This window comes from Reyranella sp. (genome assembly GCF_044224635.1).
Taxonomy (GTDB): Bacteria; Pseudomonadota; Alphaproteobacteria; order Reyranellales; family Reyranellaceae; genus Reyranella.
Map to the genome: position 1 here is coordinate 35,991 of NZ_JBGAKA010000028.1, position 13,458 is coordinate 49,448.

General features: G+C 68.4%; 12 protein-coding genes. 3 read left to right on the top strand and 9 right to left on the bottom strand.

The annotated features are described in order from the left end of the window. Positions 1-4 precede the first annotated feature (4 nt). Both tagF and ACILR9_RS22710 read left to right on the top strand, forming a co-directional pair. Complete coding sequence (gene tagF, locus ACILR9_RS22705; RefSeq protein ID WP_395712240.1) at positions 5-727, top strand: type VI secretion system-associated protein TagF; 723 nt, start codon at positions 5-7, stop codon at positions 725-727. Next, on the top strand, positions 727-1,578 hold the full coding sequence (locus tag ACILR9_RS22710) for a PP2C family protein-serine/threonine phosphatase (RefSeq protein WP_395712241.1): 852 nt from the start codon (positions 727-729) through the stop codon (positions 1,576-1,578). Before tagF ends, ACILR9_RS22710 begins: the two co-directional genes overlap by 1 nt. 91 nt (positions 1,579-1,669) lie before the next feature. Here ACILR9_RS22710 and ACILR9_RS22715 read toward each other — a convergent pair whose 3' ends face one another. The 8 genes from ACILR9_RS22715 to tssB all read right to left on the bottom strand — a co-directional run bounded on the left by ACILR9_RS22715 (position 1,670) and on the right by tssB (position 11,302). Then, positions 1,670-3,175: a class I SAM-dependent methyltransferase gene (locus ACILR9_RS22715; protein WP_395712242.1), complete on the bottom strand. Its 1,506-nt coding sequence runs from the start codon at positions 3,173-3,175 to the stop codon at positions 1,670-1,672. Next, positions 3,172-4,227, bottom strand: a complete 1,056-nt coding sequence (tssG, locus tag ACILR9_RS22720) for a type VI secretion system baseplate subunit TssG (RefSeq protein ID WP_395712243.1) — start codon at positions 4,225-4,227, stop codon at positions 3,172-3,174. The genes ACILR9_RS22715 and tssG overlap by 4 nt, the downstream gene beginning before the upstream one ends. A 35-nt stretch (positions 4,228-4,262) precedes the next feature. After that, entirely contained in the window at positions 4,263-6,104 is a 1,842-nt protein-coding gene (tssF, locus tag ACILR9_RS22725; protein ID WP_395712244.1) for a type VI secretion system baseplate subunit TssF, read from the bottom strand. Positions 6,105-6,107: 3 nt separating this feature from the next. Then, the gene (gene tssE, locus ACILR9_RS22730; protein ID WP_395712245.1) at positions 6,108-6,638 is read right to left on the bottom strand and encodes a type VI secretion system baseplate subunit TssE; all 531 of its coding nucleotides are present in this window, start codon (positions 6,636-6,638) and stop codon (positions 6,108-6,110) included. After that, positions 6,635-7,477 (bottom strand): type VI secretion system accessory protein TagJ, encoded by an 843-nt coding sequence (locus ACILR9_RS22735; protein ID WP_395712246.1) that lies wholly within the window; start codon positions 7,475-7,477, stop codon positions 6,635-6,637. The genes tssE and ACILR9_RS22735 overlap by 4 nt, the downstream gene beginning before the upstream one ends. A gap of 203 nt (positions 7,478-7,680) precedes the next feature. Beyond that, positions 7,681-9,264 (bottom strand): type VI secretion system contractile sheath large subunit, encoded by a 1,584-nt coding sequence (tssC, locus tag ACILR9_RS22740; RefSeq protein WP_395712247.1) that lies wholly within the window; start codon positions 9,262-9,264, stop codon positions 7,681-7,683. A gap of 34 nt (positions 9,265-9,298) precedes the next feature. Further along, positions 9,299-10,789, bottom strand: a complete 1,491-nt coding sequence (tssC, locus tag ACILR9_RS22745; RefSeq protein ID WP_395712248.1) for a type VI secretion system contractile sheath large subunit — start codon at positions 10,787-10,789, stop codon at positions 9,299-9,301. A 3-nt stretch (positions 10,790-10,792) separates the two neighbouring features. Next, positions 10,793-11,302 carry a type VI secretion system contractile sheath small subunit gene (gene tssB / locus ACILR9_RS22750; RefSeq protein WP_395712249.1) on the bottom strand — a complete coding sequence of 170 codons (510 nt, stop codon included), beginning with the start codon at positions 11,300-11,302 and terminating at the stop codon, positions 10,793-10,795. Between the two features lie 190 nt (positions 11,303-11,492). Here tssB and tssA point away from each other — a divergent pair, with 190 nt between their 5' ends. After that, a complete protein-coding gene (gene tssA / locus ACILR9_RS22755; RefSeq protein WP_395712250.1) occupies positions 11,493-12,650 on the top strand; it encodes a type VI secretion system protein TssA in 1,158 nt (385 codons plus the stop codon). Between the two features lie 277 nt (positions 12,651-12,927). On the opposite strand, the gene ACILR9_RS22760 is transcribed toward tssA, so the two are convergent. After that, complete coding sequence (locus tag ACILR9_RS22760) at positions 12,928-13,416, bottom strand: Hcp family type VI secretion system effector (RefSeq protein WP_395712251.1); 489 nt, start codon at positions 13,414-13,416, stop codon at positions 12,928-12,930. Between the last annotated feature and the right edge of the window lie 42 nt (positions 13,417-13,458).

A 13,458-nucleotide genomic window follows, 5' to 3' on the forward strand; every position in this document is an offset into this window, starting at 1 on the left:
CGCCATGGTGGAGTTGCCTCCGCAGGCCCGCGCCGGTCTTTTCGGCAAGCTGCCGGCGCGCGGCGATTTCGTGCGCGAGAACCTGCCGCGTGATTTCACCGACGCCTGGGACAGCTGGTGGCTGCGCGGCATGGCCGACACCCAGCAGCGTTACGGCGAGGACTGGCGCGAGGCCTGGCTCGAGGCTCCGGTGTGGCGCTTCGTGCTGCCGCCGGGCCTGTGCGGCGCCGCCGGCGTGCTCGGCCTCTGGATGCCGAGCGTCGACCGCGCCGGCCGCTACTCGCCGCTCACCATCGCGGCGACCGCGGCGACCGACTGGGTGCCCCTGGTCCCGGCGATGATCGAATTCCTGGACGAGGCGGAAGAGGCCGGACGCGATGCGCTGGCCGACGACCTTTCTCCGGCCGAGCTCTTGCAGCGCATCCAGGAGGCATTCGACATTCTCGTGCCCCTCGACGATCCGGCCCTTGCTCTCGTGCCCGGTCAGGTGGGGCTGTGGACCGAAGGCGGCCCGCGGGTGGCCGAGCGTGTGGTGACCCGTGCGGCCCTGCCCGAAGGCCGCGACTTTGCCGTCCTGATCGACGAGCGCTGGGGCAGCGATGCCGGTGCCGAGACCGCGGCGGAAGCCGAAACTGAAACCGCGGCAGAGGCCAAATTCCACCCTGAACCCGAAATCGTTGCCGAGGCGGCGCAGCCCGCGAAGGCCGATTCGGCGGAGGATGCGTGATGCCCGATTCCGGCATCGCCCAGGACGTGGCCGAGTTCGGCAGCTTCCGCTCGCGCGCGGCAACCCATCCCGGCACCGCGGGCCGGATGAACGAGGACGGCTACCTCAATCGTCCCGATCTCGGCCTGTGGGTCGTGGCCGACGGGGCAGGCGGCCATCAGTCGGGCGAGGTCGCCTCGGCCGCGGTCGTCGCCGCCCTGCGGGATATCGCGACAGGCCTGTCGGCCGGCGAGATCCTGCATGAAGTGCGCACGCGCCTGGAAGCGGCGCACGAACGCTTGCGCACCGCCAGCGAGAAGCGCGGCCAAGGCGTGATCATGGCGACCACTGTCGTCGTGCTGATCGCGCGCGACGATCACTTCGCCTGCCTGTGGGCCGGCGATTCGCCCGCCTACCTGCTGCGCGGCGATGTCCTGACCAAGATCACGCGCGACCACAGCCTGGTGCAGGATCTGATCGAAGCCGGCATGATCACCGAATCCGAAGCGGTCAACCATCGCCAGGCCAACATCATCACGCGCGCCGTCGGCGCCGATCAGGAGACGCTGGAACTCGACAAGCGGACCGGCCCCCTGATGCCGGGCGACCGCCTGCTGTTGTGCAGCGACGGCCTCTCGAAGACACTGTCGCCCGGAGAAATCGCCTCGCTGCTCTCCCTCGAGCAAGGCGCCGATGCCGAGCAACTGGTCATGGCCGCCATCGATGCGCGGGCGATCGACAACGTCACCGCCATCACGGTCGAGTTCGACGACAACGATCCGTCGACCACGGTCGAGGTCCACAAGTCGCGCGGCCCGGCCGCCCCGCCGACTGCGCCGACCAATGGCGCATCAGGACCTGTGACGAGGTAGCGTTGAGCGGCGCGACTCTTCTGCGAGCGCGCCGCTCATGGGCGCCAGCCTTGATGGAACCTCGAGCCGTTCCATCAAATCGAGAATCGCTCTAACCAGGTATTATCTGCAGCTGCTTCAGCACCGGGATTCTTTGCTCGATGGCGAGGTGCACGACCTCACGGATCTTGTCGTGCTTCTCCGGCAACACGTCGCCGCACAGCATCTCGATCCAGCGTGGCGCGTTGTCGACGCTCTCGCCGGCGAGCAGGCGGGCGGTGATGAACTGCAGGAGCGGCGGTACCGTGAGGCCGGTGCTGAGCGGCGCGCAGGCGAGGCCCGAGCTGCGGCCCTCGACGATCGACTTGATGCGGCCGCCGAGGACGCGATTGAGCCGATGGGCGCTGTCCGGCTGGGCGGCTTCGGGGTAGGGTGCGACCTGGCACTGATGGGTTCCCACCAGCACGCTCACCAGCTCGGCCGGATTGCTGTGCGCGGGATCGAGCGCGCGCAGCGCGCCGATCGTCGTCGGGCCGCGCATCGCCGCTTCCATCAAGGCTTTCAGGTCGGGGCTCATCTCGGCGGTGCCGGCGGGAACGATCAGCGTCGTCTGCAGCTCGCTCGGGCTGATCACCGGCGCGATCGTCAGGCGCTCGATGGCGGCGTCACGGTCGGCGTTGCGCAGGCGGCGCGCGCCGCGCACGTAGACGTCGTGCCGGAGATGGCGCTGCAGGCACATGTCCTTGATCAGCTCGCGCATGATCGGATCGCTGTAGCGATCCATGATCGCGCGCTGCTCGGGCTTCAGCGTCAGCTCGAGAAAATTCTCCAGGGGATTGGCCGAGGCGACCCAGTCGAGCTTGGCGCCGGCCATCGCGGCCACGACGTCGGCGTGAAAGGCCGGCGCCCAGTGCGCATTCATGTATTCGTGCCCGAGATATTCCCGTGACCCGCCATGGACGTTTTCGATCAGGTCGTGCGTCAGCCTGCCTTCGGTAAGGTAGGTGGCTTCGACGCCCCTGAGCTCGCGCGCCAGCGCCAGGCCCGCCTCGGCCTGCGCATCGCTGCGCCCGCCCGCCCGCCGGCCCGTCTCGTAGACCAGCCGCTGCAATCCGATGCCGGCTTGCCACGACGGCAAGGCGTTGTAGCTGAGATGGACCAACGCACCGGGCCTGGTCTTGGCCGCCAGCAGCTTGACGATGCCGGCGCGCACCTCGGGACTCACCCACGACCACAGCCCGTGCATGCTGACGAAGTCGGCCGTCGGGATTGCCGACCCCGCGGCGCCCTCGGCGAGCTCGACGACGTTGGCCTCGAGGAACTGGATGTTGGAGAGACCGGCGGTGCGGGCGAGGTCGTTGGCGATGGCAATATGGGCCGGGTTGTAGTCGACGGCGACGACCTTCCAGGCCGGATTGGAGGCGGCGATCAGCATGGCGCCGACGCCGATGCCGCAGCCGAGCTCGAGGTAGCAGGCCTGGTCGTCCGGCGCCGGCATCTCCGCCGCCACGCTGCCCAGCAGGCAGGCCAGCGCCATGCGGACCGGCGATTGCTGGATGTAGAAGCCCTCGATGTAGGCGATATCGGCAACGTAGCCGCCGCTCCACGGCTGGGTCATGCGAGTCCTTCGACAATGTCGCCTTCGAACAGAGGCTCGCTGGCGTCGGTTCGGCGCGGCGTGATGGGGGATGTCGGCAGCCAGGTGTTCCAGCCGAGCAGCGGCCCGGAAGCCTTTCCGGTCTCGTCCGGGCTCGCCAATACGATCGGCGGCACGGCGTCGCGCGCCAGCACGGGATTGACGGCGAAGGCGACCTCGAAGCCCACGAACGCCCGCACCAGCGAGGCCAGCTCGCGCAGCAGCGGGCGATGGGGCAGCAGCCGCTCGAAGTACGGCAGGTCGAGCGGGCCGATGCGCAGCACGATGCGCGCCTGCTGGTCCCAGGCGCGCACGCCGGCCGCGGCATTGACGCCGAGCTCGCAGAATTTCCCGGGCGTATGGCCGACCGGCATGCGAGTCCACTGGTCGGGCGACAGGGTGAGCCAGGCGCCGGCAAACTGCTCGACCTTGACCGGCCTTCCCAGCCAGTCGGAGGCCAAGGCCTCGAGCCGGTCGGCCGAGCGCGGATGGGCGGCGAAGAAGCCGGCGTAGTGGCGCAGCGCCGGCGCGCCGGCCAGCAGCCTGTCGGACAGGCCGGACGTGCCGTAACCCGTCAGGGAGAGCAGCACGTCGGCGATCGGATCGTTCTTCTGGTGGCCGGTCGCCAGCGCGCCGGTATCGGCCGCCCGGTGCGGCCGGTATTTCGCTCCGGCGGCGGCAAAGGCCGCGATCATGCGCTGCTGGAGCAGGTCGAGGAAGTCGGACAGCGAGAACGCGCGGGAGCGGCGATCGGCGACGATCGAATCGGAGTAATGGCGCGGCAACACGCCGACGAAGCCGGTAAGACCGATCAGGCCGACCGTCGTGCTCACCGAGGTCTTGCCCGGCTCGACCTTGACGGTGACGTCGGTGACCTCGGCGCCGGCGTAGGATGAGCCGGTGACGGTGGTGAAGCGGGTGGTCTCTGCCGGATCGGCCTGGCGGCGGAAGAAGCTCAGAAGCTTGACCGCGGCATCGAAGGTGAAGCGGCGCGGCTCCGCCAGCAGGTGCGCCAACGGCGCCCGGCGCGCCACGGCCGAACGGTTCCCGGGGGTGGCCGACGGCACGTTCACAACAGCACGTGGCTGCCGGCGCGCGGTGGCCAGCTTGCGGCAGCTTCGGTGCGGCCGCGCAGGACCACCCGCGTGCGCACGAACGAGTTCACCGTGGCATGCAAGGCGAGAAAGCGGTCGAGCACGGAAGCCAGCACGTACAGCCCGCCGGTGCTCCAGACCTGCTCGTCGAAGGTCAACGTCACGTCGAGGCCGCGACAGAAGCCGCCGCCGCGTGCGCCCGGGCCTTGCAATCCGGGGATGCGCGCGGTGCCAGGCCTCGAGGTGACGCTGACGAGCGCACGGATGGCGGCTCTCGACTCGGTCGAATCGCGACAATCGTAGAGACGCAGAACCTCGCGCAGCGCCTCGGCAGCCCTCTCGCCGCCGACCACGCTGAGATGGCCGAGCGACAGGTGCGAGACGAGGCGCCAGAAGCCGCGCTCGTGCAGCGGCAGGCGCAGGGTCGGTGTCGGCGCCGTGAGACAGGTGACTCCGGTCACGACGGCAGCGCCTTCGACCAGCTGCAAGATCGGTCGGCCGCCGCCGAACGGCAGGGATGCGGGCAGCTCGCGATTGCAGCATATCGCATCGACCGACAGCACGCTGCCGGCCGGCTGCTCGGGGTCGAAGGCGGCATCGTGCGGCAGCAGGAAGACATCGGTGCCGCGGATGCCGCCGCTGATGTCGCGACGTGCGGTGCCGTAGAAGCCGCCGACCTTGGCCTCCTCGTCGTCGCTCAACTCGCTGCGCGTCAGGCGGTGGAACGGGCTCCACGGTCGGAAATCGCCGCCCGGCAGGCTTTCGCGCACACGCTCGATCGACCACACCTCGAAGCTCCCCGGTCGACGCGCATCGGGTTCGACACGGTATTCGATCCTGGTGTGATCGAGAGCGATCGGCTCGCAGCGATGGGCGAACAGGTTGACCATCGGTGTGCAGCCCAGGATCATGCTGCTCGCCTGGAGCGTGCGCTCGAGCGCCGGCACCATGCGGTCGAGATAGACGAAGATGTCCATCTTGTTGCCGGCGGCGATGAGGGTCTTGGCGTCGAGCCGACAGAAATCGATGAAGTGGAACTTTTCCGGCGCGGCGAAGTACTCGCTGAGCAGCCGGAAGCCGGAGAAGGAGCGGGCCGGCCAGGGAAACAGCGCTTCCTCGGGGGCAAAGCCGACGGCCTGCAGCGTGTCCGGCGGCAGGATCACCGGCTGGGGATCGATCACGTCGTCGGCGAGCGCGACCGAGATCGTGTGGGCGAGCAGCAGCTCGAGAAGCTGCGCGCCGTGCTCGCCGCCGAGAAAGAAACGCAGCCGGTCGATGCCGAGCTTGGTGAAGGTCATGTCCGGATTGGGACAGCGCAGGCTGATGCGCAGGCAGGCCATCGCGCCGCTTGCCGCCGGGTTGGCCGGAGCGGGCAGCGGCATGCCCGACAGCCGCACGGCTTCGACCTCGACCGGCCACAAGGTCAGGGGATAGGCGGTGGAGAACGAGCACCTCTCGCCGCCGACCGGCTCGGTGGCGATCGCCAGGCCCGACGGCAGGCGGGCCGGCCCGGCCATCTCGGGATCGGACGCGAAGCGCACGATCGCCACCGACGGCAGCGGCGCCAGATAGTGGGGGTAGAGCACCGAGAGCAGCGCGTCGGTGAGCTCGGGAAACTCGTCGTCGAGCCGGTGCTGCACGCGCGCGCCGAGGAAGGCGACGCCTTCGAGCAGTCGGCTGACATGGGGATCGTCGATCGTGTCCTTGGTCAGGCGCAGGCGGCCGGCGATCTTGGGATGGCGTTCGGCGAACTCGCTGGCCAGCCCGCGCAAGGCTTCCAGCTCTCGATTGAAATAGGCGAGCAGGGCGTCGGACACGCGTCAGCCTTCTCTCGTGGCCACGGTCACGTTCTTGGTGTCGAGATCGACCAGCGTGTCGAAGGTGATCGGCTCGGGCACCGGGTCGGCGCTCAGCAGCGCCTCGATGCGCATGCGCAGCGTGGCGCTGACCTCGTCGGCCGCTTCCAGCAGGGTGACGCGCAGGCTCGTGATGCGCGGCTCGAAGCGGCGGATGCAGGCCTCGACGAGCTGGCGCAATTCCTCGCGCCGGCGCGGATCGTTGAAGGCGCCGGCGGCGAAGTCCGGCAGGCCGAACCCGACCAGCGAACGCTCCAGCTCCCCGTAACGCTCGTCCCACGAGCGCCAGCGCCGCCGTGTATTGAGCAGCTGCTCGAGGTCGTGGCCGACGCTTGCGCGCAACGCGTTCATTGCCGCCGCCGCCGACAAGGGCCGATCGGTCGGCTCCGTTGGATCGGCATCGATCAGCCGGTCGAGCAGGGGAAGCTGCGCCCGGCGCGGCGGATTGCGCGATCCGCCGTCCAGGCTGCCGCGGCCGCCGCGCGTGTCGCTCATGCCGCACTCTTGAATTGGATCGAGGCCAATTCCAGCCAGGTTCTCGGCTCCTCGCCCACCACCAGGGTGACGGCGCCGATGCCCCGGGTCGGCCCGTTCTCGCCGAATTGATGCCAGTCGGTGGCGCGGCCCAGGCGCAGCGCGTCGGTCGGCTCGCTGGCGCTCTTGCCGAGCGGCGGGTAGATGGTCGGCAGGTAGACGTCGCCGTCGGGCCCGTCGGCGACCTGCACCGTAGCGCGGCGCCAGAACAGATCGCGCGGCCGCTTCAGGGGATGCAGCTGCATGTCGATGATGCGTTCGGGCGGCAGCCAGAAATACTTGCCGGTCGTGGTGATCGCCTCGAAGCAGCAACCGAGCAAGTCGTCGCCATCGCGCATGTCGTCGAACGGGCCGTCCGAGGTGCTGCCGCTGGGATGAATGCGCACCTCCTCGGCCTCGGCAGCGAGCTTGCCGGCGCCGGCGGCATCGCCTTCACGCAGGGCGACCACGGCGGACAGCGCCAGGCGTTGGGCCGCCGTCGGCTCGCCGAGGAATTCCGGCACCCGGCCTTCGCTGAAGAGCTGGCGGCGCGCCGTCTCGCCGCGCAGGAGCTGGCGGAACTCGGCGACGACGATGGCCGATGTCGGATCGAGGTCGGCGCAGGCGTCGAGGACGACGTCGACGCGATCGACGTTGCCGGCGAACAGCAGCAGCTCGGCCAGGAGGACGCGGCTGCCGATATCGGTCGGCGTCTTGCGGACCGCCGCATTGGCCGCCCCCAGAGCCTCGGCCAGGCGGCCCTCACGGAAAAGCTTGCCGGCGTCGCCGGGAGCAGCAGGCGTTGAGGTCGGCTGTGACATCGAGGCTCCTTGCGAAAGATGATCCAAGGCGACCGGCCGGCCGCTATCAATAGTCTTTTGCGTCTATCTGGCTAGCCCCTGACGGGGCCGCATCATGGCCCTCCCCAGCGTAGCTGGGGAGGGGAACATGAAAGATGTGTCCGCTCCTCCCCAGCGGAGCTGGAAAGGAAAATGAGGAGCGCGAGGCTGGGTCGAATCCACTCCTAGCCCCCCGAGGACGGCGCGGCGATCTCGGTCACCAGATGAAAGGTCGTCGACACGTCCTCGAGCTGATAGTGCGGCCGCAGCCGCATGATGCAGCCGAACACGCCCGGCCTGCCCAACCGTTCGCGCACCTGGACCTCGCCTTCGACGAGGGGGAAGCGCGCCCGCGATTCGCCGGTGCTGTCGATGTTGGTGTTGACGTATTCCTGGAGCCAGCGGTTGAGCTGCCGCTCGATCTCGTCGGCGGTCTTGAAGGAGCCGACCATGTCGCGGCCCATCACCTTGAGGAGATGGGCGAAGCGCGAGGCGCACAGCATCGAGTTGACCTGCGCCGACAGCCGCGCATTGGCATCCGCCGCCGCCGCGGTGGCGCCGGTGTAGGTTGCCGGCGCCTGCATGCTGCGCACGGCGCCGAACACCAGGTCGGAGCCGAAGGGCAGGGCGGAAACCGGCATCATGCCGACATCGACCAGATCCTGCTCCTGGCGATTGCTGAGCTGGTACTCGATGGCGGTGCGCGGCCAGGCGAAGGGCGGCCCGCTGGCGAACGGCTCGGGAGCGAGATCGGTGACGAGGCCGCCGCCCTCGCGGTCGGTCTCGACCCCGCGCACATCGGCCGGCCAGCCGTTCTCGGCAAAGGCGCGCACCGCGCAGGCGGCGAAGGCATAGCCTGCGCTCATCCACACGCGGCTGTCTGCATCGGGCGCGTGCTCCCAATAGCGGAAGCCGTCGACCCGGCTCGGATCGTCGGTCCAGGGATGGCGCGCCAGCAGGCTGGGCAGCGTCACGGCGATGAACCGCATGTCGGCCCGTCCGGCCAGCGCCCGCCAGCGCAGATGCTCGACGTTGCGCAGCGGCGCCGCGACGTCGCGCACGCCGTCGAGGTCGGAGAAGCGGTCGATCTCGAGGACGGAGGGATGCAGCGACAGCACCACCGGCATGAACGCCGCAGCGGCGACGGCGGACAGGAGGCCGAGCGCGCCGACATCGTCGGTGGTGGCACCCGCCGCCGTTCGATGGCGCACCGCATGGTCGATCATCATCAGGCCGAACGGCTCGCCGCCCGGCATGCCGAACTCCTCCTCGTAGATCTTCTTGAAGGTGTTGCTCTGGTCGAACTCGAGCGCGCGCTCGAGATCGCGGCAGAGCTCGGGCCAGCGGATGGAGAGCACGCGCACCTTGACCCGTCGGCCGGGCTCGACGCCCCCGACAAGCCAGGCGAGCCCGCGCCAGCGGCCTTCGAGCGCCTGCAGGCGCGGCGCGTGCAGGATGGCGTCGAGCTGGGTGCCGATCGCCGCATCGATCTCGGCGATGTCGCGGTCGATGGCGGCGCGCAGGGAGTCGCGGCTGGCCGCGAGCAATCCCACGATCGCCTCGCCGAACCATGTCCGGAGGGCGTCGAAGGCGCTGCCGCCGCCATGCAGGAAGGCCGCCAGCCCGGCAGCGCCGGCGGCATGTCGTTCGCCGAAGAATTGTCCGGCGAGGATCGGATCGCGCAGCGCGCGGCCCGGTTCCTGGGCCGTCGCTGGAACCGGTCCGACGGCCATCTCGTCGATCGGCAGGGGGGCGGCCGATTCGGCCATGGGTGTGACGTGCGCTGGCCCGGCGGCCGCGCGGTCAGGCGGCCTTCGGGATGTTGGCGACCATGCGCATGCTGGTGGTCAGCTCCTCCATCTGGAGCCACGGCCGCATGTAGGCGATGGCGTTGTACGAGCCCGGCTTGCCGGGGATCTCGCGGACCTCGACCCTCGCCTCGCGCAGCGGGAAGCGGGCTTTCATGTCCTGGCCGGCATTCTCGTTGGTGTTGACGTAGTTCTGGATCCAGCGATTGAGCCAGCTCTCGACGTTGCTCGCTTCCATGAAGCTGCCGATCTTGTCGCGCGCCATGACCTTCAGGTAGTGCGCGAACCGGCTGGTCGCCATGATGTAGGGCAGGCGGGCCGAGATGGCGGCGTTGGCCGTCGCCTCGGGGCGATCGTACTTCTTCGGCTTCTGGGTCGTCTGGCCGCCGAAGAAGACGGCGTAGTCGGTATTCTTGTAGTGGCAGAGGGGCAGGAAGCCCTGATTCGACAACTCGAACTCGCGGCGGTCCGTGATGCCGATCTCGGTCGGGCACTTGGTGTCGGCGTCGCCGTCATCGGACTTGAAGACATGGGTCGGCAGGTTCTCGACCTTGCCGCCGCCCTCGGCGCCGCGGATGGCGGTGCAGAAGCCGGTCTTGGCGAAGGCGTCGGTCAGGCGCGCGCCCATCACATAGGCGGCATTGGACCAGCAATAGGAGCTGTGGTCCATGACGCGCGACTTGCCGCTGGCGTCGAGCGGCGCCTCCTCGTACTCGAACTCGTCGATCGGCTTGGTTTCCTTGCCGTACGGTACGCGGGCAATGACGCGCGGCATGACGAGGTTGACGAAGCGCGAATCCTCGCTGTCGCGGAAGCTGCGCCACTTGGTGTACTCGGCGGTCTCGAAGATCTTGGCGAGGTCTCGCGGCTTGGAGAGCTCGGTCCAGCTGTCGAAACCGAACATCGAGGAGCCGGCCGCCGATATGAAGGGGGCGAAGGCACCGGCCGCGATGTTGGACACCAGCCGGAGCGTCTCGATGTCGTCGGGATGGCTGGTCCATTCGTAGTCGCCGATCAGGGCGCCGTAGGGCTCGCCGCCCGGCGTGCCGAACTCGTTCTCGTAGATCTTCTTGAACAGCTGGCTCTGATCGAATTCGATGGCGCGCGTCAGGTCGCGATTGAGCTCGCGCTTGGTCTGGTTCAGCACGCGGATCTTCAGCGTCGTGCTGGTCTCCGAGTTCTGCACCAGGTAGTGCAGGCCGCGCCAGCTGCCCTCCAGCTTGAGGAACTTGGGATCGTGGATGATCGCGTTGAGCTGGGCCGACAGCTTGGCATCGATCGCCGCGATCGCCTTGTCGAAGGTGCGCGTCAGGTTGCGGTCGAAGGTGACCGTGCCGGCCAGGGCCTGCTCGACGAGATTCTTGACGAGATCCTGGGCGCGGTCGGGCTCGGTCTGCTTTGTATTCGTGATGATCTGGTCGAGCAGACCGGGTGCCGCCTCGGTAACGGCGGCGCCAGCATCCGCTTGGCGTGCGGTCTCAGCCATCTATCAACCCTCCGCTTTCTTGGCGCCGAGCTGGCCGGACAGCGCCTTGAGATCGGCCTCGGAGCTCAGCACCTGCTCGAGCAGGTTCTCGAGCTCCTCCGAGCGGTCGACCTTGCTCATCAGGTCGCGCAGCTTGGCCCGCGCCTCGAGCAGCGAGGCGAGCGCGGGAACCTGGGCGGCCACCCGCGCCGGCTCGAAATCGTCCATCGAATTGAACTTCAGATCGACCGCCATCTGGGTACCGTCGTTGGCCAGCTTGTTGTCGACCTTGAGCTTCAGGCCGGGCGTCATGTTGGCCATGACCTCGTTGAAGTTGTCGCGATCGATCTGGATGAATTTCCGGTCGGCCATGGGTTTGAGCGGCGCCGTCGGGTCGCCGGAAAAATCTCCCATGACGCCCACCACGAACGGCAGCTCGCGCTGGATCTCGGCCCCCTCGGTCTCGACATCGTAGGTGATGTGGACCCGGGGCTTGCGAACGCGGTTGAGCTTGTCGTGAATACTGGAGCTCATTGGCAGGACCTCCGATAGGACGAGAATACGCTGGACAGGTGGGGGCGTCCACGAAACGCTTGGCCGGCATTGATGATGGCGACGCGCCCAAGCGCTGACAAGTACGGGAGCCCGTCCGGGCGCAGTTTGACAGTATGACGTTGCGGGATGAATTGTATCAAATCAGTCGACTCCAGGGGGTGTTTCCGCGATGGCTTTGGAATTCGGGCCGGACGACCTCGAAGCGATCTTGGCCGCTATTCCCGGCGACCAGCCCGTGGGGACCGATCTGCGGGAAGATTACACCCCGACCTCGGTCTATTTTCGCCTGCGTGACGCCCGCGCCGATGCGCGCGATGCCGAGCGCCAGGCCGACAGCCCCGACCGGCAGGGCGACGGCGGCGGCGACGAGGCTTTGCAGGGCAAGTGGCGGCCGGTCGCCACGCTTGCCGCCGGGGCGTTGAGGGAATCGACCAAGGACCTCGAGATTGCGACCTGGCTGACCGAGGCCCTGGTCCGGACGGCGGGGCTGGAGGGGCTCGCGGCCGGTGCCTCGGTGATCGGCGGCCTGGTGGAGCGCTACTGGGACAGCGTGTTTCCGTTGCCTGAGGAAGGCGACGTCGAATTTCGCGTCGCCGCCGTCGCCGGCCTGTCCGGCCAGGGGGCGGACGGCACGCTGATGCAGCCCCTCCGGAAGCTTCCGCTTTTCGCGCGGCCTGACGGCTCGCCCTTCTGCCTGTGGCAGTACCAGTCCTCGCTCGAGCTGGCCGGCATCCTCGACCCCGAGCGACGCGAGCAGCGCATCGCCGCCGGCGTCGTGCCGTTCGAGGATGTCGAGAACGAGGCGCGGGCGGCCGGCAAGGCACACTGGGCGGCTCAGCGGACGCTGCTGGCCGAGGCCATGACGGCCTGGGAAGCGATGGGACGCACGCTCGACGAAAAGGCCGGCCCGGCCAGCCCGTCGGGCATTCGGGTGCGCGACACCCTGCAGCTCATGCTCGACACCTGCAACCGCTTTGCGCCGGCGGAAGGCGGGGAGAGCGAGGGCGGACCGGCTCCCGCCGATGGCCAGACATCTGTCGCCGCCGTCGGGGCGGCGCCCGTTGCGGTCGCGGCGGCATCGGGTGTGGCCCTCGTCAATGGCCCGATTGCCGGGCGAGAGCAGGCCTTGCGCCAATTGGAAGAGATCGCCCTCTGGTTCAAGCGTAACGAGCCCAACTCGCCGATCGGCTACACGTTGGACGAGGCGGTGCGGCGCGCCCGGATGGCCTGGCCGGAGCTCGTCGCCGAGCTGATCGCCGACGAGGGCTCGCGGAGCGCGCTGCTGACCAGCCTGGGGATGAAGCGGCCCGATACGCCGGCCGGGTAGGTTCGCTGCCCTGCCGAGCATTGGACGAGGTGCTCGCGGGGCCGGAATTCGAGTGCCTGCCGCCATAGTCGGGGCCCGCAGGCCCGTAGTCGGGGCCCGCAGGGCCGGAAGGGGAAGGCCCAGCCCGGATTGCTCCCGCTTCCGACGTCGCAATCTTAAAGATCACGACTGGGGCCTTCCTCAGCCCCGTGTGACGGGGCACCTCCCCCGATGCGGGGGAGGGATCGAGTTGTGTCGACTCCCCAGCAGAGCTGGGGAGGGGCATCCGGGATGGCGATCAGCTCGCCTTCATCTTCAGCAGGTCGTAGGTGACGACGGCGCCCTTGACCGGCGTGCCCTTCGTGTCGAGCGGCGACGGCGTGTACATGATCTTGGTGAAGTTGAGCGTGTAGCTTTCCATCGGCGCATCGCCGCCCGAGCCGCCGTGCGCGCTCGTCGAGTAGCTGGAGACGCCGCAGTCCGTCAGCTCGAGGGCGAGATACGTGTCGATCTTGTTCTTGGTCGTCGTCGTCAGCTTGATCTCGACCTTGCTGTGGAATGCTCCGGCGACCGAATCCTGATAGAGCTTCGGCGACGCCACATCGAAGTTCTTGGTGATGACGATGTCGCTGATGTGCGGGTGCGCACCTTCGCGGCCCGCACCGCCGGCGCCGCTGGAGGTGTTGCGGCTCACGCCATACTGCATGGATTGCAGCTCGATCCAATCCTTGAACCCTTCCGTCTGCACCTGACCCTTGATGTCGCCGAATTTCATATAGATCGCCATGTTTGGCTCCTTCGATGAAAAAGGGGAAAGGAAAAGACGTCT

What these genes read in the sequence shown, in the direction of transcription:
- tagF (WP_395712240.1), top strand. Translation starts at nt 5, where the DNA reads ATGGTGGAGTTGCCTCCGCAGGCCCGCGCCGGTCTTTTCGGCAAGCTG.
- ACILR9_RS22710 (WP_395712241.1), top strand. Translation starts at nt 727, where the DNA reads ATGCCCGATTCCGGCATCGCCCAGGACGTGGCCGAGTTCGGCAGCTTC.
- ACILR9_RS22715 (WP_395712242.1), bottom strand. Translation starts at nt 3,175, where the DNA reads ATGACCCAGCCGTGGAGCGGCGGCTACGTTGCCGATATCGCCTACATC.
- tssE (WP_395712245.1), bottom strand. Translation starts at nt 6,638, where the DNA reads ATGAGCGACACGCGCGGCGGCCGCGGCAGCCTGGACGGCGGATCGCGC.
- ACILR9_RS22735 (WP_395712246.1), bottom strand. Translation starts at nt 7,477, where the DNA reads ATGTCACAGCCGACCTCAACGCCTGCTGCTCCCGGCGACGCCGGCAAG.
- tssC (WP_395712247.1), bottom strand. Translation starts at nt 9,264, where the DNA reads ATGGCCGAATCGGCCGCCCCCCTGCCGATCGACGAGATGGCCGTCGGA.
- tssC (WP_395712248.1), bottom strand. Translation starts at nt 10,789, where the DNA reads ATGGCTGAGACCGCACGCCAAGCGGATGCTGGCGCCGCCGTTACCGAG.
- tssB (WP_395712249.1), bottom strand. Translation starts at nt 11,302, where the DNA reads ATGAGCTCCAGTATTCACGACAAGCTCAACCGCGTTCGCAAGCCCCGG.
- tssA (WP_395712250.1), top strand. Translation starts at nt 11,493, where the DNA reads ATGGCTTTGGAATTCGGGCCGGACGACCTCGAAGCGATCTTGGCCGCT.
- ACILR9_RS22760 (WP_395712251.1), bottom strand. Translation starts at nt 13,416, where the DNA reads ATGGCGATCTATATGAAATTCGGCGACATCAAGGGTCAGGTGCAGACG.